We start from the raw sequence: 23,702 nt of genomic DNA, 5'->3' as shown, positions 1-23,702 counted from the left end.
ACCATCGACGAATTGCACTGCAGTTGGAGCAAAGATACCCATGATCGGACTTGTGCTTGTCACCCATGGCAAGCTGGCGGATGAGTTTCGGCATGCATTGGAACATGTCGTCGGTCCGCAAAAAGCTATCGAGACGGTGTGCATCGGCCCCGAGGACGACATGGACCAGCGGCGTCAGGATATCATCGACGCCGTCGAAAGTGCCGACGAAGGAAACGGTGTCATCATCCTGACCGACATGTTCGGCGGCACACCTTCCAATCTCGCCATTTCCGTGATGCGCAGCGGCATCGTAGAGGTGATCGCCGGCGTCAACCTGCCGATGCTGATCAAGCTCGCCGGCGTCCGGGGCGAGAGCGACATGGACAAGGCCCTTGTCGAGGCTTCCGAGGCGGGCCGCAAATACATCAATGTCGCCAGCCGCGTCCTGAGCGGAAAATGATGGACCACCTGCCCGACACGGCGCTGACGCGCGAGCTGCTCATCATCAACAAGCGCGGCCTGCATGCGCGGGCCTCGGCGAAATTCGTGCAGACGGTCGAGGCCTACGACGCCGAGATCACCGTATCGAAAGACGGAATGACCGTCGGCGGAACATCCATCATGGGACTGATGATGCTGGCCGCCAGCACCGGCTGCACGGTCTTCGTGGCCGCCAGCGGCAATCAGGCCGAAGAGGCCTTGAACGCGTTGGATGCGCTGGTGCGCGACAAGTTCGGCGAGGAAATGTGATCCCCTGCTGGCCGCCCCGCTCTCCGGCACGGTAATATAAACATATAAAGACCTCTTTATATGACGGTTGCCCTGCCCGGCGATTCCTGATAGACCGAGCCCACTCTCCCCGCGAACGTGACGCGCGGGAGGCATCGTCATGCCGCCGGACTCTGTAGGACCGACGCGCCCCAAGATCAGCCTGGAGAACTCCATGACCGCAACTCAGGACTATATTGTCGCCGACATCGGGCTTGCCGATTTCGGGCGCAAGGAAATTACCATTGCCGAAACGGAAATGCCGGGCCTGATGGCCTGCCGTGAGGAATTCGGCGCTTCGAAGCCGCTGAAGGGCGCACGCATCACCGGCTCGCTGCACATGACCATCCAGACCGCCGTGCTGATCGAGACCCTGGTTGCGCTTGGCGCGGATGTCCGCTGGGCGTCCTGCAACATCTTCTCCACGCAGGACCATGCGGCAGCGGCGATCGCTGCAAGCGGCGTGCCGGTCTTCGCCGTCAAGGGCGAAACCCTCGAAGAATATTGGGCCTATACGGACAAGATCTTCCAGTGGACCGATGGCGGCTTCTCCAACATGATCCTCGATGATGGCGGCGACGCCACCATGTACATCCTGCTCGGCGCCCGCGCCGAAGCCGGCGAGAACGTGCTTTCGAATCCCGGTTCGGAAGAAGAAGAAATCCTCTTCGCCCAGATCAAGAAGCGGCTTGCCGCCTCGCCGGGCTGGTTCACCAAGCAGCGCGACGCCATCAAGGGCGTGACCGAAGAGACGACCACCGGCGTCAACCGCCTGTACCAGCTCCAGGCCAAGGGCCTGCTGCCCTTCCCGGCAATCAACGTCAACGACAGCGTCACCAAGTCGAAGTTCGACAACAAGTACGGCTGCAAGGAGTCGCTCGTCGACGGCATCCGCCGCGGTACCGACGTGATGATGGCCGGCAAGGTCGCCGTGGTCTGCGGCTATGGCGACGTCGGCAAGGGGTCGGCCGCCTCGCTGCAGGGCGCCGGCGCCCGCGTCAAGGTCACCGAAATCGATCCGATCTGCGCGCTGCAGGCCGCCATGGACGGTTACGAAGTGGTGCAGCTCGAGGACGTCGTGTCGTCCGCCGACATCTTCATCACCACCACCGGCAACAAGGACGTCATCCGCATCGAGCATATGCGCGAGATGAAGGACATGGCGATCGTCGGCAATATCGGCCACTTCGACAACGAGATTCAGGTCTCCGCGCTCAGGAACCTGAAGTGGACGAACGTCAAGCCGCAGGTGGACCTGATCGAGTTCCCGAAGGGCAACCGGCTGATCCTGCTTTCGGAAGGCCGCCTGTTGAACCTCGGCAACGCCACCGGTCACCCGTCCTTCGTCATGTCGGCCTCCTTCTCCAACCAGGTGCTGGCGCAAATCGAGCTCTTCACCAAGGGCGAAAACTACAACAACGAGGTCTACATTCTGCCGAAGCAGCTCGACGAGAAGGTCGCTCGCCTGCATCTCGCCAAGCTCGGCGCCAGATTGACCGAGCTTTCGGAAGAGCAGGCCGACTATATCGGCGTGAAGCCGCAGGGCCCGTTCAAGGCCGAACACTACCGGTACTAATCCTTACCCGGGCAATCCACAACATCTTGTGGCCGCGATCTTGACAAGAGATCGCGGCCGCTTTTTTGGGCGGCGCACTTTCCGGTGAATCGTCAAAGAAGTATGGTTAAGTCATTGATTCGTGACGCCGGAGGGGCCTGAGGCGTTACGCGCGGGGATGTCTTGTCGGAAAGCGGCAAACAGACGGAGACAGACCGGGGATGCAATCGGAACGGACGCAAACCCTCCTCGAGGGTTTCGAGCATGGCGACGCAAGGTCGGCGGAACTTTGCGGATCAACGGGGACGGCGCCATGAGAAGAGAACGATTCAGCTTTTTCGGCGATGGCCGCAAGGCTTCCCGGCTGGTGCGGCGGTTGTTCGCCGGCACGGCGCTTTTGGCGGCAACGGACGCAGCCGCCCAGGCCTCCGCGCCGGTCGCCAGATCGATTTTCGGCACCTCCGAAGTCGTCACCTTTTCCGTGCTCATCGGCGTCATCTCCGCAGCGATGCTTTCGGCGATCTGGCTCATCCGCCAGCGCGGCAATATCGAAGCGGAAAATCGTGCCTTGCGCTCGGACCTTTCGGATGCGAACCAGCGGATCTCCCGTTTCCAGGCGCTCATTGCCGACAAGAACCGCCGGATTGTCGTCTGGGACGGACTGGCCGAACGCCCGGAATTCCTCGGGCAGCTTCCCGTCGAGACCGGCGCTCCGCAGGACGACCGGGATTTTCTTGCCTTCGGGCGCTGGATCAAGCCGCAATCGGCGGGCCAGCTCGAGAAGGCGATCGAGGCCTTGCGCGCCCAGGCGCAAAGTTTCGACCTGGTGCTCGAAACACAGCGCAACGAGGTGCTGGAAGCGCAGGGACGCGTATCCGGCGGGCGAGCCTTCGTGCGCTTCATCGCGCTCAACAATCTGCGCGCCGAACTGGCCGAACTGAAGCTCGAGCGTCACCAGTTGCATTCCTCGCTCTCGACATTCCGCACACTTCTCGACGCGGTCGACCTTCCGGTCTGGCAGCGCGGCGCCGACGGCAAGCTCGAATGGGTCAACGAGGCCTATGCGGAGGCGGTCGATGCGCGTAGCCCGGCTGTGGCCGCGACCGAGGGACGCGAATTGCTGGCGACTACGGCGCGCGAAAAGATCCGCTCCGTCTCGACCTTCGAAACGCCGTACCGCGACAAGCTTTCGACCGTCGTCAAGGGCAACCGCACCTTCTTCGACGTCGTCGACGCCCGCACCCCCACCGGCTCGGCGGGCATGGCCATCGACATTTCCGGCATCGAATCGGTGCGCGAGGAACTGGCGCGCACGCTGAAGAGCCATGCCGAAACGCTCGACCACCTGGCGACGCCCGTCGCGATCTTCGACGGCAATCAGCGCCTGCAATTCTACAACCAGGCCTTCCAGCGGCTCTGGGAGCTGGACATGGGGTTCCTGGAGCGCAAGCCCGACAACGGCGAAGTGCTCGATCGGCTGAGAGCCGGCGGCAAGCTGCCGGAACAGCTCAACTGGAAGCAATGGAAGACAAACGCGCTGTCGGTCTACCAGGCCCTCGATACGCAGTCCGACCTCTGGCACCTGCCCAACGGGCAGACCCTGCGCGTTTTCGCGACGGCACGGCCACAGGGCGGCGTGACCTGGGTCTTCGAGAACCTGACCGAAAAGGTCGATCTCGAAACCCGCTACAACACGCTCGTGCAGGTTCAGGGCGAAACGATCGATCACCTAGCCGAGGGCGTCGCCGTCTTCGGGCCCGACGGCCGCATGCGGCTATCCAATCCGGCCTTCCGGGCGATCTGGGGCATCAGCGAGGCGGAGGCCAAGCCCGGCACCCATATCCGTGCCGTCGAGCAGGCGTGCCTCGCCTCATACGACCAGCCGGACGGCTGGAAGCGCTTCGCCCATATCATCACCAGCTTCGACGACGAGCGGCCGTCGAGCCGCGGCATCCTGGAGCTGCGCACCGGACTGATCCTCGACTATGCCGTCATTCCGCTGCCCAACGCCCAGACGATGCTGACCTTCGTCAACATCACCGACAGCGTGCGCGTCGAGCGAGCGCTGACGGAAAAGAACGAGGCCTTGCGCAAGGCGGATGCGCTGAAGAACGATTTCGTCCATCACGTCTCCTACGAGCTGCGCTCGCCGCTGACCAACATCATCGGCTTTGCCGATCTCTTGAAGACGCCGGCCTTCGGCGATCTCAACGAGCGCCAGGCGGAATATGTCGACCACATCGCCACCTCCTCCTCGCTCCTGCTGACGATTGTCAACGATATCCTCGACCTTGCAACCGTCGATGCCGGCATCGTCGAACTCGACATGTCCGAGGTGAACCTCTTGGACCTGCTCGACGACGTGGCGCAGCAGATGGCCGACAGGCTGACCGAGAGCGGCGTCTCGCTGAGGATCGACGCGCCCGACAATCTCGGGCGCATCACCGCCGACCAGCAGCGGCTGAAGCAGGTCTTCATCAAGCTCTTGACCAATGCCGCCAATTTCGCGCCGGACGGCAGCACGATCGACCTCCAATGCCGGCGTGAAGGCAGCGATTTCGTCTTCTCGGTCACCGATACGGGACCGGGCATCCCGCAGGACGTGCTGAACACCGTGTTCAACCGCTTCGAGAGCTACGGCCAGAGCGGCGGCGCGGGTCTCGGCCTGTCGATCGTCGAGAGTTTTGTCAGCCTGCATCACGGCACCGTCTCGATCCGCAGCAAGGAAGGCGAAGGCACGGAAGTCACCTGCCGCATCCCTTCCGCCGACATGCCGAAGATCATCGCGGCGGAATAGATGAAGTCTCTCGAACGCCTGCTGAAGGATGAAGCCGCGACGATCGAACTGGGCGAAGACCTGGCGCTGGCCTTGAAGAAGGGCGACTGCGTCGGGCTTTCGGGCGATCTCGGGGCGGGGAAATCGACCATCGCGCGCGCTTTTCTGCGGGCGATGGCCGACGACGATTCGCTGGAGGTGCCAAGCCCCACCTTCACCCTGGTACAGGCCTACGATCTTCGAATCCCGGTCGCGCATTTCGATCTTTACCGCCTCGCCGACGCTTCGGAGCTCGACGAGCTCGGTTTTGACGAGGCCCTGTCGGAAGGCATCTGTCTCGTCGAATGGCCGGAGAAGGCCGAGGAAGCGCTGCCCGCCCAACGCATCACACTGAGCTTCACACATGAGAGCGAAGGGCGTCGTGTGCGCATTACGGGGCCCGACGCGGCCCTCGAGCGGATTGCCCGCTCGCTCGCCATCCGCGCTTTTCTGTCCGATGCCGGTCATGCGGACGCGCGTCGCCGGCACCTGAGCGGCGACGCCTCGGTGCGGGCCTATGAGCGCATCCATTCGGCCGACGGTGAGCCGGCGAAAATCCTCATGGACGCGGCGAAGCACAAGCCCGGCCCCATCCTCCAGGATGGCAAATACTACCAGCAGCTCGCCCATCTTGCCGAGGACGTCATCCCCTTCGTCGCCATTTCCGAGCTCCTGCGCAAGCGCGGCTTTGCGGCGCCGGCGATCTATGCGCGCGATCTCGGCAAAGGGCTGCTGCTCATCGAGGACCTGGGCTCGGAGGGTATCCTCGATGCCGAAGCACGGCCCATTGCGGACCGCTATATCGAGGCCGTACGGCTGCTTGGCCGACTTCATGCCGAGACGGCTGAGCGTGACATCGCGATCGCCGACGGCATCGTTCATCACATTCCCGATTTCGACCGCACGGCAATCAAGATCGAGACGAGCCTCTTGATCGATTGGTACCTGCCATGGAAGCGAGGGCTGCCTGCCTCCGACACGGAGCGAAGCGACTATTTCGCGATCTGGGACGAATTGATCGACATTCTCGGCTCAGGCGAAAAGAACCTGCTGCTGCGTGACTTCCATTCGCCCAACATCCTCTGGCGGCCCGATCGCCTTGGCCTCGAGCGGATCGGCATCATCGACTTCCAGGATGCGATGATCGGGCCAACGGCTTACGACGTTGCCGCGCTGGTGCAGGATGCGCGCGTGACAATCGATCGTAGGCTGGCGGAACGGCTGCTGGGCGCCTATGTGGCCGAGCGCAAGGCGCAGGGCGGCTTCGATGAGGCGGCCTTCCTGCGCGACTGGCACCTGATGGCGGCGCAACGCAATTGCAAACTGGCCGGCATCTGGGTGCGGCTGATGCAGCGCGACGGCAAGCCCGGCTATATGAAGCACATGCCACGAACCTTCGCCTATCTGCAGCATGCATTGACGCATGAAGTGCTGACACCCTTGCGCGAATGGTGCATTAAGGCTGGAATCCTGGTTAGCGAATCAGCAAACTGACGGGAAATCATGCCTATCACCAATGCCATGGTGCTCGCAGCCGGACTGGGCATCCGCCTGCGGCCGATCACCAACACTCTGCCGAAACCGCTCGTCCGGATCGCCGGCAAGCCGATGATCGATTATGTCCTGGACCTGCTCGCGGCTGCCGGCGTGACCAAGGCGGCGGTGAACGTCCATCATTTCGCCGACCAGATGGAAGCTCATCTCAGCCGGCGCGAAACGCCGCGGATCCTGATTTCGGACGAGCGGGATGCGCTGATGAATTCCGGCGGCGGACTCGCCAAGGGACTGAAGCTTCTCGACAACGGGCCGGTCCTGGTGATGAATGCCGATCTCTTCTGGGTCGGCGAGGAGGCTGAGCAACCCTGCAATCTGCAGAGGCTCGCCGAATTCTTCGATCCCGAGCGCATGGACATGGCTTTGCTCTGCGTGCGCCTGGAGGACACGACCGGTCACAACGGCAAGAAGGATTTTTCGCTGTCCAGAAGCGGGCGGCTGACGCGCTATGAAGAAGACATGGAAAATCCCGTCGTCTATGCCGGCGCGATCGCCATGGACTCGCGGCTTTTCGCCGATGCGCCCAGTGACGCGTTCAATCTCAACGTCTATTTCGATCGGGCGATCGCCAGGGAAAGGCTGTTCGGTCTGATGCTGCAAGGCCAATGGATGACCGTCGGCACGCCGGAGGCGATCGACGAGGCCGAAGCTGTGGTCCGGCGGTTCGAGCCGGGAGGCTAGCTTGCCCGGCCGCGCTTCCAACGTCTTCACGATCCCAGCCGGCCTGCCCTTCCTGAAAACGCTGGCGGAAAAACTGTTGGGCGGCGCGCTGACGCCGGACTTCCAATATGATCCGGCCGATCCGCTGGCGCTCGCCGGCGTGACGATCTTCGTTCCGACCCGGCGTTCGGCCCGCGTTCTGCGCTCGGAATTCGTCGACCTGCTCGGCGGCCGCTCGGCGATCCTGCCGATGATCCGCGCGCTGGGCGAGACGGAGGATGACAACGGCTTCTTCGACGCCGAGGTTCCGGCGATCCTCGATCTTGCCCCACCGCTCTCCGGCACGGCGCGGCTAATCGAGCTCGCCCGCCTCATTCTCGCCTGGCGCAACCGACTGCCGCAGGTGGTCCTCGACATTCATGCCGAAAGCCCGCTGATCGCCCCGGCAAGCCCGGCCGACGCCATCTGGTTGGCGCGCAATCTCGCCGAGCTGATCGACGCGATCGAGACGGAGGAGCTCGACTGGGATGCGCTCGACGGTCTCGACGGCGGCGAGCATGCGCTCTGGTGGCAATTGACGCTCGCCTTCCTGAAGATTGCCCGGACCTATTGGCCGGACCGCCTTAACGAGCTCAAACATTCCTCGCCGGCGCGCCATCGCAACGCCGTGCTCAAGGCTGAAACACAGCGCATCGCCGCCGGCAAGGTCGATGGGCCGATCATCATCGCCGGCTCGACCGGCTCGATACCTGCGACCGCGGCCCTGATCGCCGCGGTGAAGGCGTTGTCGAACGGCACCATCGTGCTTCCCGGCCTCGACCTGGAGATGAGCGACGCGGAATGGGAGCTGATCGGCGGCAACGGGGCCGCCTTGGCGGCACGAGACCCGGCAAGCCGTACGCACCCACAATATGGTTTTCATCGCCTCCTGCAGCGCATGCGCATCGAACGCCGCGAAGTGCCGGTGCTGGGGTCGCTCGACGATGACCTCGGCGATCGAGCCGTGGTTCTTTCGCGGGCACTGTTGCCGGCCCAAGCCACCGATCGTTGGACCGAGGCCCGCGAGAGCTTTGCGGCGGAGAGGCTCTTTGCCGCCTTCGCCGACGTGGCGCTGATCGAGGCGGCGAACGAGCGCGAGGAGGCGACCGCGATCGCGATTGCGCTGAGGCTCGCGCTCGAAGGCGACGAAGAGAGCCAGGCGGCGCTGATCACACCCGATCGCGGCTTGGCGCGACGGGTCGGCGCGGAGCTCGCCCGATTCGGCATCGAGGCCGATGATTCCGCTGGCGTGCCGCTCTCGGCCACCGCGGCAGGCGCGCTCACGCGGCTGTTGATCGAGGCGACTCTCAGACCGGACGACCCGGTGGCCCTGGTAGCGCTTCTGAAGCACCCGCTCGCCCGCTTCGGCCAGGCGGCGGAAGCCGCGCGGCATGCAGCCGACGTGCTGGAGCTTCTTGCGCTGCGCGGCGGCACCGACGTATCCGATATTTCCGCTCTCGAAGTGGTGCTCGACAAGGCACTCGCGAGGCAGCGGACTGAGCGGCATCCGAGGCCCTGGCGCGGCGGAATTGGTCAGAACGATGTCGAACTCGCACGGGCCCTCGCCCGGCGAATTTCAGCGGCTGTCGAGCCGCTGGCGAGCACCATCTCCGGCGGCCCAGAAAGCGGCCGCCACATGACAGTCCTGACCCTGGCCGAATGGGCGGAGCGCACCGGCCGAGCACTGGAAGCGGTCAGCATCGACGAGCGCGGCAGCCTCGGCGGGTTGTGGGCTTCGGAAGCCGGCGAAGCATTGGCGACGCTGCTTAAGGGGATCATCGAGACCGACGGGCAGATGGAGGCCGACGGGCGGCAATGGTGCGATATCGTCGAGGCGCTTGCCGCCAGCGAAGCGGTCAAGCCTCGGTCGATGCGGCACCCGCGCGTCTTTATCTTCGGGGCGCTGGAATCGCGTCTGCAAAGCGTCGACCTCATCGTGCTCGGCGGCATGAACGAGGGCACCTGGCCGGGGCAGACCTCGAACGACCCGTTTCTGTCGCGGACCATGAAGTCCGGAATCGGCCTCGAACCGCCCGAACGACGCATCGGCCAGCTTGCCCATGATTTGCAGATGGCCTGCGGAACGCGCCGCTTGATCCTTTCCAGATCCATGCGCCAGGGCTCGGCTCCGACGGTCGCCTCGCGATGGCTGCAACGCCTGCAGGCGCTCGGCGGCAAGACATTGACCGAGCAGCTCAAGGCGAATGGCGCCAGTTATCTCCACTTTATGCGTATCCTCGACGATGGCGAGCGCCAGCCGCTCAGCGAGAGGCCGCAGCCGAAGCCGCCGGTCGAACTGCAGCCGCGCAAATATTCGTTCAGCGAGGTGGCCCGACTTCGCCGCGATCCCTATTCCATCTACGCGCGGCGCATCTTGCGGCTGCAGCCGATCGACCCCTTCAACTGCGATCCGGGTGCTGCCGAACGCGGCCTGCTCTACCACCGGATCGTCGACCGCTTCGTCAAAGGCGGCTTCGATCCCGCCTCCCGCGACGGTGAAGAGGCGATGGCGCGGCTGATCGGGGAGGCCTTCGACGAGGAAAATCTCCCGGCTCACATAGACACAATCTGGCGGCCACGCTTCGAAGCGGTGGCGAGGACGTTCCTTTCCTGGGAGCGGGAGCGCCGTCATGAGATCGTCTGGTCTTTCACCGAAGTTCCTGCCGCAATGGACCTCGGCATTGCCGACATAAGGCTGACCGGCATTGCCGACCGCCTCGACAGGCTCGTGGGCGGCGTCATCGATATCATCGACTACAAGACCGGCTCCAGCCCCTCCGCCAGAGAAGCGCGGGCGCTGCTCGACCCGCAACTGGCGCTCGAAGCGGCGGCGCTCAAGGCCGGCGCTTTCGGCACGATCGGACCCGCCCGGCCGCATTCGCTGCGCTATGTGCGCCTGAAGCCCGGCAGCCGCTTTGTCGTCGACACCGTCAATAACGAGAACAGCAAGTCGAAGGAGACCAAATCTGCCGACCAGCTGGCGGAAGATTCGCTTGCCGAACTGAAGAAGCTGCTTACCGGGCTCACCAGCGGTCGATATGGCTTCGCCTCGCGCCTAATCGTCCAGAAGGAGCGGGACTATGGCGGCGAGTACGACCACCTGGCACGCGTCGCCGAATGGGCGACCGCCGAAGGGGAGGACGACGATGAGGAATGACGCCTCCGGCCCGGAGGAGAGGACGCCCAAGGCGTGGCTCGACTGGACGACGGAGCGGCAATCGCTTGCCTCGGATCCCGCCCGCTCGGCCTGGGTCTCGGCCAATGCTGGCTCGGGCAAGACGCATGTGCTGACGCAGCGAGTCATCCGGCTGCTGCTCGCCGGCTGCCGGCCCTCCGCGATTCTCTGCCTGACCTATACGAAGGCGGCGGCCTCCGAGATGTCGAACCGCATCTTCGAGCGTCTCGCCGAATGGGCAACGATCGATGACGCCGCCTTGGAAAAGCGCATCGAGACGATCGAAGGCGCACGCCCTTCGGTCGCCAAGATCCAGGAGGCGCGGCGGCTCTTTGCAAAGGCGCTCGAAACCCCCGGCGGTCTGAAGATCCAGACGATTCACGCCTTCTGCGAGGCCCTGCTTCACCAGTTTCCGCTCGAGGCCAATGTGGCAGGCCATTTTTCGGTCCTCGACGACCGGGCCGCGGCGGTGCTGCTCGCCGACGCGCGACGCGCTTTGCTGACGGCCACCGCCGCTGAGCACGAGACGGAGCTTGCCGATGCCTTTGCGGCGGTTCTCGACCTTGCCGACGACACGGGTCTCGAAAAACTGCTGCAGGCGATCGTGGCGAACCGCGCGCCCATCCAGGCCTTTCTCGACCGCGCCACCGAACGCGGCGGGCGGGAGAGGCAATTGCGAGCGGCGCTCGGTCTCGCTCCGGGAGAATCGGCCGCGAGCGTGATGGCCGGCGCCTGGCCGCTTGCCGGCCTCAACGGCACTGCCCTCGAGCAATATATCGAGCTTGCGCTCAGCCTCGGTGGTATGAAGCCCGGCGAGATTGCAAAGGGGCTGGCGGTCGTCCGCGCGGCCGGGAATGCGGAGGAGCGCTTCGCCGGACTTCTGCGCGTGTTCTTCAACGGCGGCGGCAAGCCGAAGGCGGACTCTGCGTTTTTCAACAAGGCGATGCTGGCGCAGGCGCCGCAGCTAACACCGCTGATCGAGGAAGCACGCCAGCACATCGTCTCCTGTGCCGATCGCCTCAGCATCGTGCGCATGTATGAGGCGACACGCGCGGCGCTGATCCTCGCGGAAAGGCTCAATCGGGACTACGAGGACCTCAAGAAGAGGCGCAGCCAGCTCGATTTCGAGGACCTGATCAACCGCACGGCGGCGCTGCTTGCCCGCAGCGACGTCGGCGCCTGGGTGCATTACAAGCTCGACCAGGGTATCGACCATATTCTCGTCGACGAGGCACAGGATACGAGCCCCGCGCAATGGACGATCATCCAGGCGCTTGCCGCCGATTTCTTTGCCGGCGAAACAGCGCGCGCGGACGACCGGACGATCTTTGCGGTCGGCGACGAGAAACAGTCGATCTATTCCTTCCAGGGCGCACGTCCGGAGCGCTTTTCGCGCGAAAGCATCCTGACCGAGCGCAGGGTGCGCGCCGGCAACAAATATTTCAGCCCCATCCGCCTGCAGCTCTCCTTCCGCTCGACTGTTGACGTGCTTTCCGCCGTCGATACGGTCTTTGCCAATCCGGGCAATGCCAAGGGGCTCAGCGCCCGGAGCGAGGCGGTCGTGCATGCCTCCAACCGGATTGGCCACCCAGGAGCCGTCGACATCTGGGACGTCATCGCCCCTGAGCCAGCCACCTCCGAAGACGACTGGACGGCGCCGTTCGATGCGACGCCCGAGCGCGCACCGGTGAACATTCTCGCCCGGCGGATCGCGGCCGTGCTCGAAGACTGGATCGGCAGGGAGACCGTGATCGAAAAGGGCGTCCGGCGGCCGATGCGGCCGGGCGACGTCATCGTGCTGGTGCGCAAGCGCGATGCCTTCGTCAACGCCCTGACACGCGCGCTGAAGCGCCGCGGCAATATTCCGGTTGCCGGTGCCGACCGGCTGGTGCTGACCAACCACATCGCCATCCAGGACCTGATGGCACTCGGCCGCTTCGTACTTCTGCCGGAGGACGACCTGTCACTCGCGGCGCTGTTGAAGAGCCCGCTCCTCAATCTCGGCGAGGAGGATGTCTTCGAACTGGCGGGACGCCGGGCGGAGGGCGAAAGCCTCTGGCAGCGGCTGCAACAGCTCGGTACGGACGAATCGAGCCGCTATCACGGGGTCGTGCGGACCCTTGCCGGTTACGGCGAGCTTGCCCGCAACCTGCTGCCGCATGACTTCTACGCCCGGGTGCTGGGGACCCATGGCGGCCGGCGCGCCTTCCTGGCGCGGCTCGGCAGCGAGGTCAGCGACATCCTCGACGAATTCCTCACCTTCGCGCTCGACCACGAGCGGAGTGGGCTCCCCGGCCTGCAGGCCTTCATCTCGACGCTCGAGATCGAAGCGCCGACGGTCAAGCGCGAGCAGGACAAGGAGCGCGACGAGGTCCGCGTCATGACCGTGCATGCCGCCAAGGGCCTCGAGGCGCCGGTCGTCTTCCTTGTCGACGGCGGCGGCACCGCCTTCGTCAGCCAGCAGGTATCGGACCTGCGCTTTCTGGAGAAGCAACAGACCGACGGCTCGCTCGTCAGCGTCCCCGTCTGGCGGGCGCCCGGCTCGACGCCGAATTCGCTGATCGCCGCCGACAACGATCGACTGAAGCGACTGGCGGAAGAAGAATATCGCCGCCTGCTCTATGTCGGCATGACGCGCGCCGCGGATCGGCTGATCGTCTGCGGTTATCGTGGCCAGCGGCAGAACCTCGACACCTGGCATGCGTTGGTTCAGGGGACGCTGTCGCACGACCCAAAAGGCAGAGCGACGCCGATGGCCTTCCGCGCCGGAGGCGAGGAATGGACAGGCCATGTCTGGCGCGAAGCGCATGTGCCGGTCATCATCCCGACAAGCGGCAACACGGGCAGTGAGCCTGATTCAATGGCCTCCGGCCTGCCGCCGGCGCTGTTCACGCCCTTGCCGCCGCAGCGCCGACTGCCGCGGCCGCTCGCCCCTTCCGGAACGAGCGTGGCCATCGACGATTCGGATCAGGAGTCGATCGTCGGCTCGGCTCTCTTTGCAGGGCCTACTGCGCCCAAGGCCTCGATGCTGCGCGGCGCGATCCTGCATCGGCTGCTGCAGGTGCTCCCGATGCTCGACGGTCCGGAGCGGCGCGACGCGGCGGAACGCTATCTGAGCCGCGCCGTACCGCGCTGGCCGGAGGCAGAGCGGCAGGCGCTCGCCGGTGCCGTGATGGACGTGCTCGATCATCCGGACCTGCAGTCGCTTTTTGGCGAGGACAGCCGCGCCGAGGTGTCCGTCATGGGAACGCTCACGCTCGGCAGTCATGCGTTCGCCGTGTCAGGCCGGCTCGACCGCCTGGCGATTGCCGGCGACACGGTGACGATTGCCGATTACAAGACCAACCGCGACGTGCCGGCCTCGGCCGACGAGGTTCCGACCGTTTACCGACGGCAGCTCGCCATTTATCGCGAACTGTTGAAGCCGCTTTATCCTGGCAAGCAATTTCGCTCTGCGCTGATCTTCACGGAAGGTCCGGCGGTCCGGGTGCTTCCCGACACGATGCTGGACGCGAGCCTTGAAGAGCTCGCGACAAAGTGAGATACACGATATTGAAAATCCAGTGGCGAGGCCTCACATGAGGCACAATATCTGGACAATGCCATTCCGAAGGAGCAGCCGATGGCAACTGTAAAAGTCGATGCGTCCAATTTTCAAAAAGAAGTCCTGAATTCCGCCGAGCCGGTCGTCGTCGACTTCTGGGCCGAATGGTGCGGCCCGTGCAAAATGATTGCGCCGAGCCTTGAAGAGATCGCCACCGAACTGGCCGGCAAGGTCAAGGTCGTCAAGCTCAACATCGATGAAAACCCCGAACTGGCCGCCCAATATGGAGTTCGCTCGATTCCGACGCTCGCCATGTTCAAGGCCGGCGAAGTTGCCGACATCAAGGTCGGCGCCGCGCCGAAGACCGCGCTCAGCTCGTGGATTTCCAACGCGGTCTAAGCCGCCGAATTTTTGAAAAGCGCTATCGAAAAGCCCGGCTCGCCGGGCTTTTTTCTTGCTCGTCCGAGACAGCCGAGGCTTGAGCTTGCCCCTTACCCCAGATCTTTAGAGCCTTTCCCAGCGCGCGGGGCGAGGGACTTAAGAGCTCGCGGCAAATCCCTTCTCCCCCTCAAAATGGGGAGAAGGTCGCGGCAGCGGGATGAGGGCAGACGCAGCTGAGCCGAACTCGTCCTACTACCGCGGCGGCGTGCCGTTTTCGGCGAGCACATCGCCGGCGAGATAGAGAGAACCGCCGATCAGGATGCGCGGCGGCACGGGGTCCTCTTCGGTGAGTTCGGCGATGAGACCGAGCGCTTCGGCGACCGAGGAGGTGGCATTGGCCTCCAACCCGGCAGCGGCCGCGTCGGCGGCCAGCGCCACCGGATCAAGGCCCGCGTCCGAGGCGTGGATCGGCACGGTGAAGACCTGTTCGGCGAGATCGAGGAAGGCCCTGAAGTAGCCGACCGGATCCTTGGTGTTGATCATGCCGATTATCAGAAACAGCGGCCGCGGATCGCGTTCCTCGAAGGAGGCCATCGCTTCGGCTATGACCTGGCCGGCGCCGGGATTGTGGCCGCCGTCAATCCAGATCTCGGCGGCCGGCGGTCCATAGTGCGAAAGCTTGCCGCCGGCCAGTCGCTGCAGGCGCCCCGGCCATTCGACGCCGGCCAGGCCCTTCTCGATCGCCGCTTCCGGAACGTCGAACCCGGCCGCCCGGACGGCGCGGATCGCCGCCGCGGCATTGGCATATTGGTGCCGGCCCGGCAGGCGCGGCAGCGGCAGGTCGGCAAGGCCGTTCTCGTCCTGGAAAATCAACCTGCCGAATTCCTCATGCGCCATGAAATCCTGGCCATACACGGACATCGGGCAGCCGAGCCGCTCGGCCGTATCGACGAGCACGTCGCGCACACCATCTTCCTCTTGATGGCCGATCACCACCGGGCAGCCGCGCTTCATGATTCCGGCCTTTTCGGCGGCGATCAGTTCTACGCGGTCGCCGAGATAGGCCTGGTGATCGAGCGAGATCGGCATGATGACGGAAACCGCCGGCCGGGCGATAACATTCGTCGCATCGAAGCGGCCGCCGAGACCGACCTCGATGATCGCAACATCGGCCGGGTGCTCTGCGAACAGCACGAAGGTGACCGCCGTCAGGATTTCGAAGACGGTGATCTTCTCGCCGGCATTGGCTTTCGCAACGCGGCGTACCGCATCGGCGAGAACCGGATCGCTGACGAGCGCACCCTTGCCGCTCGCGACGCCAAGCCGATAACGCTCGTGCCAGTTCACCAGATGCGGCGATGTGTGCACATGAACGCTGAGACCCGCCGCCTCCAGGATTGCCCGGGAAAATGCGGTGACGGAGCCTTTTCCGTTCGTGCCGGCGACATGGATGATCGGCGGCAGGCGGTCCTGCGGGTTTCCAAGCGCGGCGAGCAGCCGCGTGATCCTGTCGAGCGACAGGTCGAACCCCTTGGGATGCAGGGCAAGAAGCTTGTCGATCTCCTGCGCCGCCTCGCTGACCTGTGCCGCCGTCATGTTCCTGCCTCGCAAAAGATGATCCGCTGCTCGATGATTCCTTAGAACGGAATTGCAGCAAATCAAAACACTTACAACGACGTATGCGCGTCCGGATGGGACGCGCAACGTTCAATACAGGGCTCGATGGGTTGCGGCGGCTACGCCCGGGCTGCGAGCGGCAAGGCCGAAACCTGGGAGCCGCTCTCCCGCCTTGCGGCCTCCGCCGGCTTCTTCATCAGGATCTTCAGTACGCGTGCCAACGTCGCCGGGATGTCGTGGCGCTTGACGACCATGTCGACCATGCCGTGCTCCAGGAGGTACTCGGAGGTCTGGAAGCCGTCGGGGAGCTTTTCGCGCAGGGTCTGCTCGATTACCCGCTTGCCGGCAAAGCCGATCTCCGCACCGGGTTCGGCCAGGTGGATGTCGCCCAGCATCGCATAGGATGCGGTTACCCCGCCGGTGGTGGGATTGGTCAGCACGACGATATAGGGGAGCCCCGCTTCCTTCAGCAAATTCACCGCGACGGTGGTGCGGGGAAGCTGCATCAGCGAAAGGATGCCTTCCTGCATGCGGGCTCCGCCCGAAGCCGGGAACATCACCAGCGGGCACTTCTCGGCAATCGCTCTCTCGAAGGCCTTGATAATTGCTTCGCCGGCCGCCAGGCCGAGCGAGCCGCCGATGAAGTTGAACTCATGCACGACGGCGACCAGCTTGACGCCCTGAACGAGGCCAAGGCCCGCGACGATCGTATCCTCGAGCTCGGTCTTGGCGCGGCTGTCGCGCAGGCGGTCGAGATATTTCTTCGAATCGCGGAACTTCAGCGGATCCTGCGCCACCTTCGGCTGCGGCAGCGTTTCGTAGATTCCGCCATCGAAGAGATCCTTCAGGCGAGCCTTTGCCGGCATCTTCATATGATGGCCGGACTGCGGGATGACCCACTTGTTCTCTTCGAGATCGCGATGGAACACCATCTCGCCGGTTTCAGGGCACTTGATCCAGAGGTTCTCCGGAACTTCCCTGCGGCCGAGCATCGAATTGATCTTCGGCCGAACGTAGTTTGTGATCCAGTTCACTTATAGACTCCTGAAGCTGTCCTTCGGCTTCTGCGCGCCAATATGGGCGATTATTCGGCTGCCGCAAGGCGTGCGGCCCGCACCCCGGCCGAAAGCCCACGCACAAGCGCCTCGACGCCGGGCACCGTCGCCTCGGTGACGCGACCTTCTTCGGTCAGGCTCGAGGCGATCTGGTTGACGATCGCCGTGCCAACCACGACACCATCGGCCGAGGCGCCGATCACCCGCGCATGGTCGGCGGTCTTGACGCCGAAGCCGACACAGACGGGCAGCTTCGTGTGTGACTTGATCCGTGCCACCGCACCGGCAATCAGCGACGGATCGGGCAAGGCGGAACCGGTGATGCCGGTCATCGAGACGTAATAGACGAAACCGGAGGTGTTTTCGAGAACCTTGGGCAGACGGCGGTCATCCGTCGTCGGCGTCGCCAGACGGATGAAGCTGATGCCCTTCTTCAGGGCCGGGATGCACAGCTCGTCGTCCATTTCCGGAGGCAGATCGACGACGATCAGTCCGTCGACACCCGCCTCGACCGCATCGTTCAAGAACCGTTCGACGCCGTAGATATAGATCGGATTGTAATAGCCCATCAGCACGACCGGCGTGCGCTGATCTTCGGCCCGGAAGCGGCGGGCGAGTTCGAGCGTCTTGGCGAGCGTCTGCCCGGCTTTGAGGGCACGCTGGCCGGCAAGCTGGATCGCCGGACCGTCGGCCATCGGATCGGAAAACGGCACGCCCAGTTCGATCACGTCGGCGCCCGCCTTCGGCAGCGCCTGCATGATCGCCAGGGACGTTGCGAAGTCGGGATCGCCGCCCATGAAATAGGTGACGAGGACCGGGCGGCCTTCCGCCGCGACGTCGGCGAACCTCTGCTCGATGCGTGCGGTCATACTCGTTACTGCCCCATTCCCAGAATTTTGCCGACGGTGAAGATGTCCTTGTCGCCGCGACCGGAGAGATTCATCAGGATGATCTCGTCCTTGCCCATCGACGGCGCCCGCTTGATAACCTCGGCCAGCGCATGCGACGGTTCGAGCGCCGGGATGATGCCTTCGAGCCGCGTCAGCGTCTGGAAGGCTTCGAGCGCCTCATGGTCCATGATCGGCACATATTCGACCCGGCCGATATCGTTGAGCCAGGCATGTTCCGGACCGATACCCGGATAATCGAGGCCGGCCGAGATGGAGTGGCCTTCCTTGATCTGGCCGTCGCCGTCCTGAAGCAGGTAAGTACGGTTGCCATGCAGGACGCCCGGCGAGCCGGCAGTGATCGAGGCACAGTGCTCGTCGCCCTCAAGTCCCTTTCCGCCCGCTTCGACGCCGACGATCCTCACCCCCTCGTCATCGAGGAACGGGTGGAAGATGCCGATGGCGTTCGAGCCGCCACCGACCGCCGCGATGACAAGGTCGGGCAAGCGGCCCTCGGCCGCGAGAATCTGTTCCTTGGCCTCCTGGCCGATGACCGCCTGGAAGTCGCGCACCATCTCCGGATAGGGATGCGGGCCGGCGGCCGTGCCGATCAGGTAATAGGTGCTGTCGACGTTCGTGACCCAGTCGCGCAGCGCCTCGTTCATGGCGTCCTTCAGCGTGCCGTGACCGGCGGTCACAGGCTTCACCTCGGCGCCGAGCAGCTTCATGCGGAAGACGTTCGGCGCCTGGCGCTCGACGTCGGTGGCGCCCATATAGACCACGCAGGGAAGCCCGAAGCGCGCGGCAACGGTCGCAGAGGCGACGCCGTGCTGGCCGGCGCCGGTCTCGGCGATAATGCGGGTCTTGCCCATGCGCCTGGCCAGCAGGATCTGACCGATGCAATTGTTGATCTTGTGCGAGCCGGTGTGGTTCAGCTCCTCACGCTTGAAATAGATCTTCGCGCCGCCGAGCTCGGCGGTCAGGCGTTCGGCGAAGTAGAGCGGGCTCGGCCGGCCGATATAGTGGGTGCCGAGGTTTTCGAGCTCCGCCTTGAAGGCCGGGTCGTTCTTGGCCTTGCTCCATTCGTCCTGAAGATCGATGATCAGCGGCATCAGAGTCTCGGCGACGAAACGGCCGCCGAAAATACCGAAACGGCCGTCCTCGTCCGGTCCGGCCCTGAAGGAGTTCGGTTTTAGCGGCTGATTCACGTCTTGCTCCCTGATCGTCGCCGTTCGGTTTCGGCGCGGCGGACCGCATCGAAAAACGCATCCATGAGCTTCAAATCCTTGACACCCGGTGCGCTCTCGACCCCGGAGGATGTATCGACGGCGCGCGCGCCGGTGAGCGCAACAGCCTCGCCGATATTTTCAGCATTCAGTCCACCGGAAAGCATGTAATCGACGCTTCCGTCAAGCGCGTCGAGCAGTCTCCAGTCGAAAGAGACGCCGTTGCCGCCCGGTAGTTCCGACCCGGCCGGCGGCTTCGCATCAAAAAGGAAACGATCGACGATGCCGAGATAGGGATCGATCCGGTCGAGATCGGAAGCCTCGCGGATCGACAGCGCTTTCATCACCGGAAGGCCGTAGATCGCCTTGACGGTCAGCACCCTCTCCGGATCCTCGCCGCCATGCAGCTGCAGCATATCCGGCCTGAGAGCGGAAACGATCTCGTCGAGATCGTCATTGTCCGCGTCGACCGTGACGGCGACGATCGTCGCCCGGCCGCGAATGCGCTCGGCAAGGCGACCGGCATCGTCCGGCTCGATGTTGCGCGGGCTCTTCGGGAAGAAAATGAAACCCGTGTGCGAAGCGCCGAGGGACACGGCGTGCTCCAAGGCCTCCGCGGTCTTCAATCCACAAATCTTCACGTCCATTTTCATGGGAAGCGACCTTGCACGAAATGCCGCGCGAGTCGAGCAAAACCATGGCCTTCCTCGGCAATCAAGAGGAGGGTTGCCGCCAGGTGTTGCGGCTCAGGTCACAAGCTTACCACATTCGACGAAGCGGTGCTTTTTGCCGCCCTCACCTCGGGCGCTCAAGCGGTCGGGGAAGCCGGGGCGGTAGGCCGAACGCCCACGCCTTCAACGCGGACCAGAAGAGACGCGGATGAAGCAATCCCACCGGCGAACCGACGAGATGATATACCCGGTCCAAGGCGCGCTGGGCCTGCAGGTCTCCATGGGCGGCGAGCAGGTCGAGCTGCCGGGACCATTTCCCAAACAGCGCCTGGAGCGGGGTCGATTCTCCCCGGCTCGAGGAATAGCGCAGATCTTCGCCCGTCGCGATCTCCCAGGGCAGTTGCGCAAGTTGACCGAGCCTCCGCATCAGGCGGTGTTCCGCGCCGATGACCTCACCGGCCCTGAAACTGTCCCGCAACATGAGCGCCTGGCAGGCCGATACGGTGATGCCCTGTCCGTAAACCGGATTGAAGGCGCAAAAGCTGTCGCCGATCGCCAGCAATCCGGCGGGCCAAGCCGACATCCGGTCGTACTGGCGGCGCACATTATCCGTCCGGCGATGGATGACGACATCGCTGACAGCGGTCGCCGACCGGGCGAAATCCGCGAGCGCAGGATCGCGCAGCCGTTCGAGGAAAGGCAGGAAGCCCTCGGTTTCGCGCGGCGGGCAGCATTCTCCCGCACCCACCGCGCCGATCATCCAGCGTCCGCCTTCTACGGGAAGGGCAACCCCTCCCATGGGGCTCGAAGGGGTTGGAAGAACGAGAATGCCGGCGGCCGGCGCCAGATGATCCGCCGGAGCTCTGTACATGCGGCTCGCATAGCCGAAGCCGACATCGACGGTCGTGACCTCGACCCCGCCGAACCCCGACTCCACGAGCCAGAACGGCAGGCGGGACGCGCGCCCGGACGCGTCGATGACAAGCGGCGCCGACAGCACGCTTCCGTCCGCCTTTCGGGCGATCCAGCCGTGTCTTTCGCTGTCGCGCTCGAGAGCCGCGATGCGCACGCCGTCGGTCAAGGCTACGCCAGCCAAGGCAGCCACCCTCAGGCGCACGAGCTCTTCCACCACGGGGCGCGTCGCGGAGACCAGTTCGAAGGCCGGGTTGCCGATCGGTGCCCATCCCTGTTCGCCGAGCCAGGCGAGATTGCCGGTGTCGAGCGGCACGCCACCAGCCTGGACAAGCTCGCTCCGGAACCCCGGCAGCAGTTCCTCGATGGCGCACAGACCACGATAGAGAAGAACATGCGGCTGATGGCCTTGCGACACACCCTTGCGCGGCAGGGGCAAACCGTCGAGCACATCGCGCTCGATGATGCGCACGGTCTTGCCGGCCTGGCTCGCCGCCGCTGCAGCCAGCAGCCCTGCCATGCTTGCGCGATCACGAGGACGTCGGCGTCGTAGCGGTTCGCCACGGAGTCATTCGAAATCATGAGGCTATCCCGATCTGCAATCAACGGCGAATGGAAGTCTCAAGCAACCAGGAACAAGAGACTGCGCATGCGCTCAAGCCACGACAGCGGCATCAGCGTCCACAAGGGAGAGACCGACGACAGCGGAATGTCGGCGCGCAACAGGGCGGCGTGGTCGAGGGACGGTTCGTGGGGAAAATAATCCGCTTTCCAGCCCTCGATCCGGCGGAAGCCTTTCTTATAATAATAGCGCAACTGCGGATCGCGCGGCAGCTTGTTGTGCGTTTCCCAGACGTACTCGTCGATCGGCGCCTCCGGATTGGCGCGCCTCCAGGCTGCCAGTCCCGGCATGGGCGAGCCGAGATAGATCCGCCGCCATCCCTGTTTCAACGCGTAGGGCCAAAAGAACTCGAAGATGAGGCGCACGGCGAGAGCATCCGTGCTGCTCAGGCTGATTCCGAAGAGCGCTCGCGCGTTTGCGGGCGGGGGACTGGAAATTGCCGCGCATTCCGACCAAGTGCGTGCGGCTCTGATCTGCTCCGGCGTCACCGGTTTCAGGAAGAGCGACGCAAGCGCCGCGCCGGTCTCCGTGGAAAAGGCCCCGATGCTCAGGCCGGGAAAAGCCGCTATGCGCCGCTCGAGATCGGCCCGGCTCGCAGCCTGCGCGCCGGTCCATTTGGCCCGTTCGAGAACGAGGAGCGCATCGACGTCAGCCCGATGCTGGAAGCGCACCGCGATCGGCGCTGCCGATGCTGGCGCCTTTTTGGAAGCGCGCTTTCCAAAGCGAACGGCTTTGGAAGGAAGGCTGGATGGCATGAGTTTACCGTCACATTGTCGTTCTGCGCGTTGCAGTAGCAACATCAAATGACGCTCATGTGACATTCTTGGCCGGCGAAGAATCAGGCCGGCACGTCGTTGCGGCGGAAACCGCGCGCTTTCCCCAATCCAGATCTAACCGAAATCGATCGCGTGCAGCATGGTGCCGTTGCGCTTCAGCCAGCCCCTGGCGTCGTTTGTGTCCGGACAGAGCTTTTCGCACAGTGCCCAGAAGTCGGGGCCGTGGTTCATCTCCTGGAGATGGGCCACCTCGTGGGCGGCGAGATAGGCGATGACTTTCGGGGGCGCCATTGCAATGCGCCAGGAAAAGCTCAAGTCGCCTTCGGCGGAGCAGGAACCCCAGCGGCTGCGGGTATCCTTGAAGCTGAGCGAGCGCACCCGGCGATCGATCCTGCCGGCATAGACGGCGACGAGACGCTCCAGTTCGAAGCGCGCCTCCTTCTTCAGGAAGTCGGCAATCCGCCGACGCAGGTGTTCCTCCGCGCCGCCGACCCGCAACACCGCCTCGTCGTCAGCGACCACGGCCTCGGTGAGGCCACGGATCCGGCCGGTTCTCTCGATGCGATGGGCGACGCCGCGGATGAAGATCGTTCCGCCATGCTCGATTTCGCTCTCGCCGGAGAAGCGCGCGAGCCTGGTCATCAGCCAGCCCTGGTGACGGGTGAGGAACGCGCTGACCTCGCGCTCCGGCAGGCCCTCGGGAACGGTCAGTTTCAAGGCCCGCCCGCCGGGCTCGATACGCAACGTCATCCGCGTCGCCCGGGCGTTCTGCCGGATGGTCAAGGGAAGAAGCTTGCCGGCCACCTCGATGTCACGCGTAACATCGAGGCGCGTTTCAGTGCCGCGGCGCCGCTTGAAAGAAGGAAACATGAGGCCTTTCTAGCCGATTCGCCGACCGCTGGCAGCTGCCTCTACGAGACGTCCGGCGTTTCATGTGAAACGCCGGACATCGATTCCGTCAGGTCAGTTCGTTTCGGAGCCGGGTGCCGGACCCGGGCGGCCGTTCTTGCGCTCGCGCATGAAGCGGTCGAATTCCTCCTGGTCCTTGGCGCGCCGGAGCTCGCGGACATAGGCGTCGAACTCCTCGCGCATCTCGTCGAGCTTGCGGCGCTCTTCGTCGAGGCGGGTAAGTTCCGCTTCGCGCCAGTCGTCGAAGGCGACATTGCCGGTCCGATGGTGGGCCCACTGGGCCTTGTGGTTCCGGCGGAAGCCGGCGCACATGCGGTCCACGCTGTCGTTGGCGTCCTTCTTGAAGGTCCTCAGCTTGTCGCCGAAGAGGATGTAAGCGAGCATCGCCAGACCGAGCGGCCAGAACACAATGAAACCAAGCACCATCAATGCAATGGTCGCAGGCGTCCAGTCCGGACGGATCAATGCAGATTGGTTCATCTTCAGTATTCCTCGCAGTCAGCGGGCCGCCCGTTGCGGCCCGATGAAGACGATGTGGGAAAGACCGAAGATGT

General features: G+C 64.2%; 18 protein-coding genes. 9 read left to right on the top strand and 9 right to left on the bottom strand.

Going from position 1 to position 23,702, the window contains the following annotated elements; translation table 11 throughout:
* The first annotated feature begins 40 nt into the window (after nt 1–40).
* The 9 genes from CO676_RS13095 (at nt 41) to trxA (ending at nt 14,491) form a co-directional block, all read left to right on the top strand.
* Nucleotides 41–442: a PTS sugar transporter subunit IIA gene (locus CO676_RS13095; protein WP_014766518.1), complete on the top strand. Its 402-nt coding sequence runs from the start codon at nt 41–43 to the stop codon at nt 440–442.
* Nucleotides 439–732 (top strand): HPr family phosphocarrier protein, encoded by a 294-nt coding sequence (locus CO676_RS13090; protein WP_014766517.1) that lies wholly within the window; start codon nt 439–441, stop codon nt 730–732. The genes CO676_RS13095 and CO676_RS13090 overlap by 4 nt, the downstream gene beginning before the upstream one ends.
* 193 nt (nt 733–925) lie before the next feature.
* Nucleotides 926–2,326 carry an adenosylhomocysteinase gene (gene ahcY / locus CO676_RS13085; RefSeq protein WP_097521363.1) on the top strand — a complete coding sequence of 467 codons (1,401 nt, stop codon included), beginning with the start codon at nt 926–928 and terminating at the stop codon, nt 2,324–2,326.
* Nucleotides 2,327–2,618: 292 nt separating this feature from the next.
* The gene (locus CO676_RS13080) at nt 2,619–5,102 is read left to right on the top strand and encodes a PAS domain-containing sensor histidine kinase (protein WP_097521388.1); all 2,484 of its coding nucleotides are present in this window, start codon (nt 2,619–2,621) and stop codon (nt 5,100–5,102) included.
* Nucleotides 5,103–6,614 (top strand): tRNA (adenosine(37)-N6)-threonylcarbamoyltransferase complex ATPase subunit type 1 TsaE, encoded by a 1,512-nt coding sequence (gene tsaE / locus CO676_RS13075; RefSeq protein WP_097521362.1) that lies wholly within the window; start codon nt 5,103–5,105, stop codon nt 6,612–6,614.
* Nucleotides 6,615–6,623: 9 nt separating this feature from the next.
* Complete coding sequence (locus CO676_RS13070; protein ID WP_097521361.1) at nt 6,624–7,355, top strand: nucleotidyltransferase family protein; 732 nt, start codon at nt 6,624–6,626, stop codon at nt 7,353–7,355.
* 1 nt (nt 7,356) lies between these two features.
* Nucleotides 7,357–10,530, top strand: a complete 3,174-nt coding sequence (gene addB / locus CO676_RS13065; protein WP_097521360.1) for a double-strand break repair protein AddB — start codon at nt 7,357–7,359, stop codon at nt 10,528–10,530.
* Nucleotides 10,520–14,089, top strand: coding sequence for a double-strand break repair helicase AddA (gene addA, locus CO676_RS13060; protein WP_097521359.1), 3,570 nt, complete (start codon nt 10,520–10,522; stop codon nt 14,087–14,089). The genes addB and addA overlap by 11 nt, the downstream gene beginning before the upstream one ends.
* 81 nt (nt 14,090–14,170) lie before the next feature.
* Nucleotides 14,171–14,491, top strand: coding sequence for a thioredoxin (gene trxA / locus CO676_RS13055; RefSeq protein ID WP_014766510.1), 321 nt, complete (start codon nt 14,171–14,173; stop codon nt 14,489–14,491).
* A gap of 234 nt (nt 14,492–14,725) precedes the next feature.
* On the opposite strand, the gene CO676_RS13050 is transcribed toward trxA, so the two are convergent.
* The 9 genes from CO676_RS13050 to CO676_RS13010 all read right to left on the bottom strand — a co-directional run bounded on the left by CO676_RS13050 (nt 14,726) and on the right by CO676_RS13010 (nt 23,628).
* Nucleotides 14,726–16,069 (bottom strand): folylpolyglutamate synthase/dihydrofolate synthase family protein, encoded by a 1,344-nt coding sequence (locus CO676_RS13050; protein WP_014766509.1) that lies wholly within the window; start codon nt 16,067–16,069, stop codon nt 14,726–14,728.
* 140 nt (nt 16,070–16,209) lie between these two features.
* Entirely contained in the window at nt 16,210–17,124 is a 915-nt protein-coding gene (gene accD, locus CO676_RS13045; protein ID WP_014766508.1) for an acetyl-CoA carboxylase, carboxyltransferase subunit beta, read from the bottom strand.
* A gap of 50 nt (nt 17,125–17,174) precedes the next feature.
* Nucleotides 17,175–18,014 (bottom strand): tryptophan synthase subunit alpha, encoded by an 840-nt coding sequence (gene trpA, locus CO676_RS13040; protein ID WP_097521358.1) that lies wholly within the window; start codon nt 18,012–18,014, stop codon nt 17,175–17,177.
* Between the two features lie 5 nt (nt 18,015–18,019).
* On the bottom strand, nt 18,020–19,240 hold the full coding sequence (gene trpB / locus CO676_RS13035; RefSeq protein ID WP_097521357.1) for a tryptophan synthase subunit beta: 1,221 nt from the start codon (nt 19,238–19,240) through the stop codon (nt 18,020–18,022).
* Nucleotides 19,237–19,911, bottom strand: a complete 675-nt coding sequence (locus tag CO676_RS13030; protein ID WP_014766505.1) for a phosphoribosylanthranilate isomerase — start codon at nt 19,909–19,911, stop codon at nt 19,237–19,239. The genes trpB and CO676_RS13030 overlap by 4 nt, the downstream gene beginning before the upstream one ends.
* Before the next feature lie 142 nt (nt 19,912–20,053).
* The gene (locus CO676_RS13025) at nt 20,054–21,361 is read right to left on the bottom strand and encodes an FAD-binding protein (protein WP_097521356.1); all 1,308 of its coding nucleotides are present in this window, start codon (nt 21,359–21,361) and stop codon (nt 20,054–20,056) included.
* A 101-nt stretch (nt 21,362–21,462) separates the two neighbouring features.
* Nucleotides 21,463–22,218, bottom strand: a complete 756-nt coding sequence (locus CO676_RS13020) for a hypothetical protein (RefSeq protein ID WP_097521355.1) — start codon at nt 22,216–22,218, stop codon at nt 21,463–21,465.
* A 135-nt stretch (nt 22,219–22,353) separates the two neighbouring features.
* Complete coding sequence (locus tag CO676_RS13015; protein ID WP_097521354.1) at nt 22,354–23,109, bottom strand: M48 family metallopeptidase; 756 nt, start codon at nt 23,107–23,109, stop codon at nt 22,354–22,356.
* Nucleotides 23,110–23,202: 93 nt separating this feature from the next.
* A complete protein-coding gene (locus CO676_RS13010) occupies nt 23,203–23,628 on the bottom strand; it encodes a DUF2852 domain-containing protein (protein WP_014766501.1) in 426 nt (141 codons plus the stop codon).
* Between the last annotated feature and the right edge of the window lie 74 nt (nt 23,629–23,702).

Source organism: Sinorhizobium sp. BJ1 (genome assembly GCF_002531555.1).
Classification (GTDB): Bacteria; Pseudomonadota; Alphaproteobacteria; order Rhizobiales; family Rhizobiaceae; genus Sinorhizobium; species Sinorhizobium fredii_B.
The sequence above is the reverse complement of the archived record's forward strand: the minus strand, read 5'-3'. Positions and strand labels throughout refer to the sequence as shown.

What these genes read in the sequence shown, in the direction of transcription:
- CO676_RS13015 (WP_097521354.1), bottom strand. Translation starts at nt 23,109, where the DNA reads ATGTTTCCTTCTTTCAAGCGGCGCCGCGGCACTGAAACGCGCCTCGAT.
- CO676_RS13080 (WP_097521388.1), top strand. Translation starts at nt 2,619, where the DNA reads ATGAGAAGAGAACGATTCAGCTTTTTCGGCGATGGCCGCAAGGCTTCC.
- ahcY (WP_097521363.1), top strand. Translation starts at nt 926, where the DNA reads ATGACCGCAACTCAGGACTATATTGTCGCCGACATCGGGCTTGCCGAT.
- CO676_RS13020 (WP_097521355.1), bottom strand. Translation starts at nt 22,218, where the DNA reads ATGCCATCCAGCCTTCCTTCCAAAGCCGTTCGCTTTGGAAAGCGCGCT.
- CO676_RS13010 (WP_014766501.1), bottom strand. Translation starts at nt 23,628, where the DNA reads ATGAACCAATCTGCATTGATCCGTCCGGACTGGACGCCTGCGACCATT.
- CO676_RS13070 (WP_097521361.1), top strand. Translation starts at nt 6,624, where the DNA reads ATGCCTATCACCAATGCCATGGTGCTCGCAGCCGGACTGGGCATCCGC.
- trpA (WP_097521358.1), bottom strand. Translation starts at nt 18,014, where the DNA reads ATGACCGCACGCATCGAGCAGAGGTTCGCCGACGTCGCGGCGGAAGGC.
- CO676_RS13025 (WP_097521356.1), bottom strand. Translation starts at nt 21,361, where the DNA reads ATGGCAGGGCTGCTGGCTGCAGCGGCGGCGAGCCAGGCCGGCAAGACC.
- CO676_RS13090 (WP_014766517.1), top strand. Translation starts at nt 439, where the DNA reads ATGATGGACCACCTGCCCGACACGGCGCTGACGCGCGAGCTGCTCATC.
- trxA (WP_014766510.1), top strand. Translation starts at nt 14,171, where the DNA reads ATGGCAACTGTAAAAGTCGATGCGTCCAATTTTCAAAAAGAAGTCCTG.
- tsaE (WP_097521362.1), top strand. Translation starts at nt 5,103, where the DNA reads ATGAAGTCTCTCGAACGCCTGCTGAAGGATGAAGCCGCGACGATCGAA.
- CO676_RS13050 (WP_014766509.1), bottom strand. Translation starts at nt 16,069, where the DNA reads ATGACGGCGGCACAGGTCAGCGAGGCGGCGCAGGAGATCGACAAGCTT.
- addA (WP_097521359.1), top strand. Translation starts at nt 10,520, where the DNA reads ATGAGGAATGACGCCTCCGGCCCGGAGGAGAGGACGCCCAAGGCGTGG.
- CO676_RS13095 (WP_014766518.1), top strand. Translation starts at nt 41, where the DNA reads ATGATCGGACTTGTGCTTGTCACCCATGGCAAGCTGGCGGATGAGTTT.
- CO676_RS13030 (WP_014766505.1), bottom strand. Translation starts at nt 19,911, where the DNA reads ATGAAAATGGACGTGAAGATTTGTGGATTGAAGACCGCGGAGGCCTTG.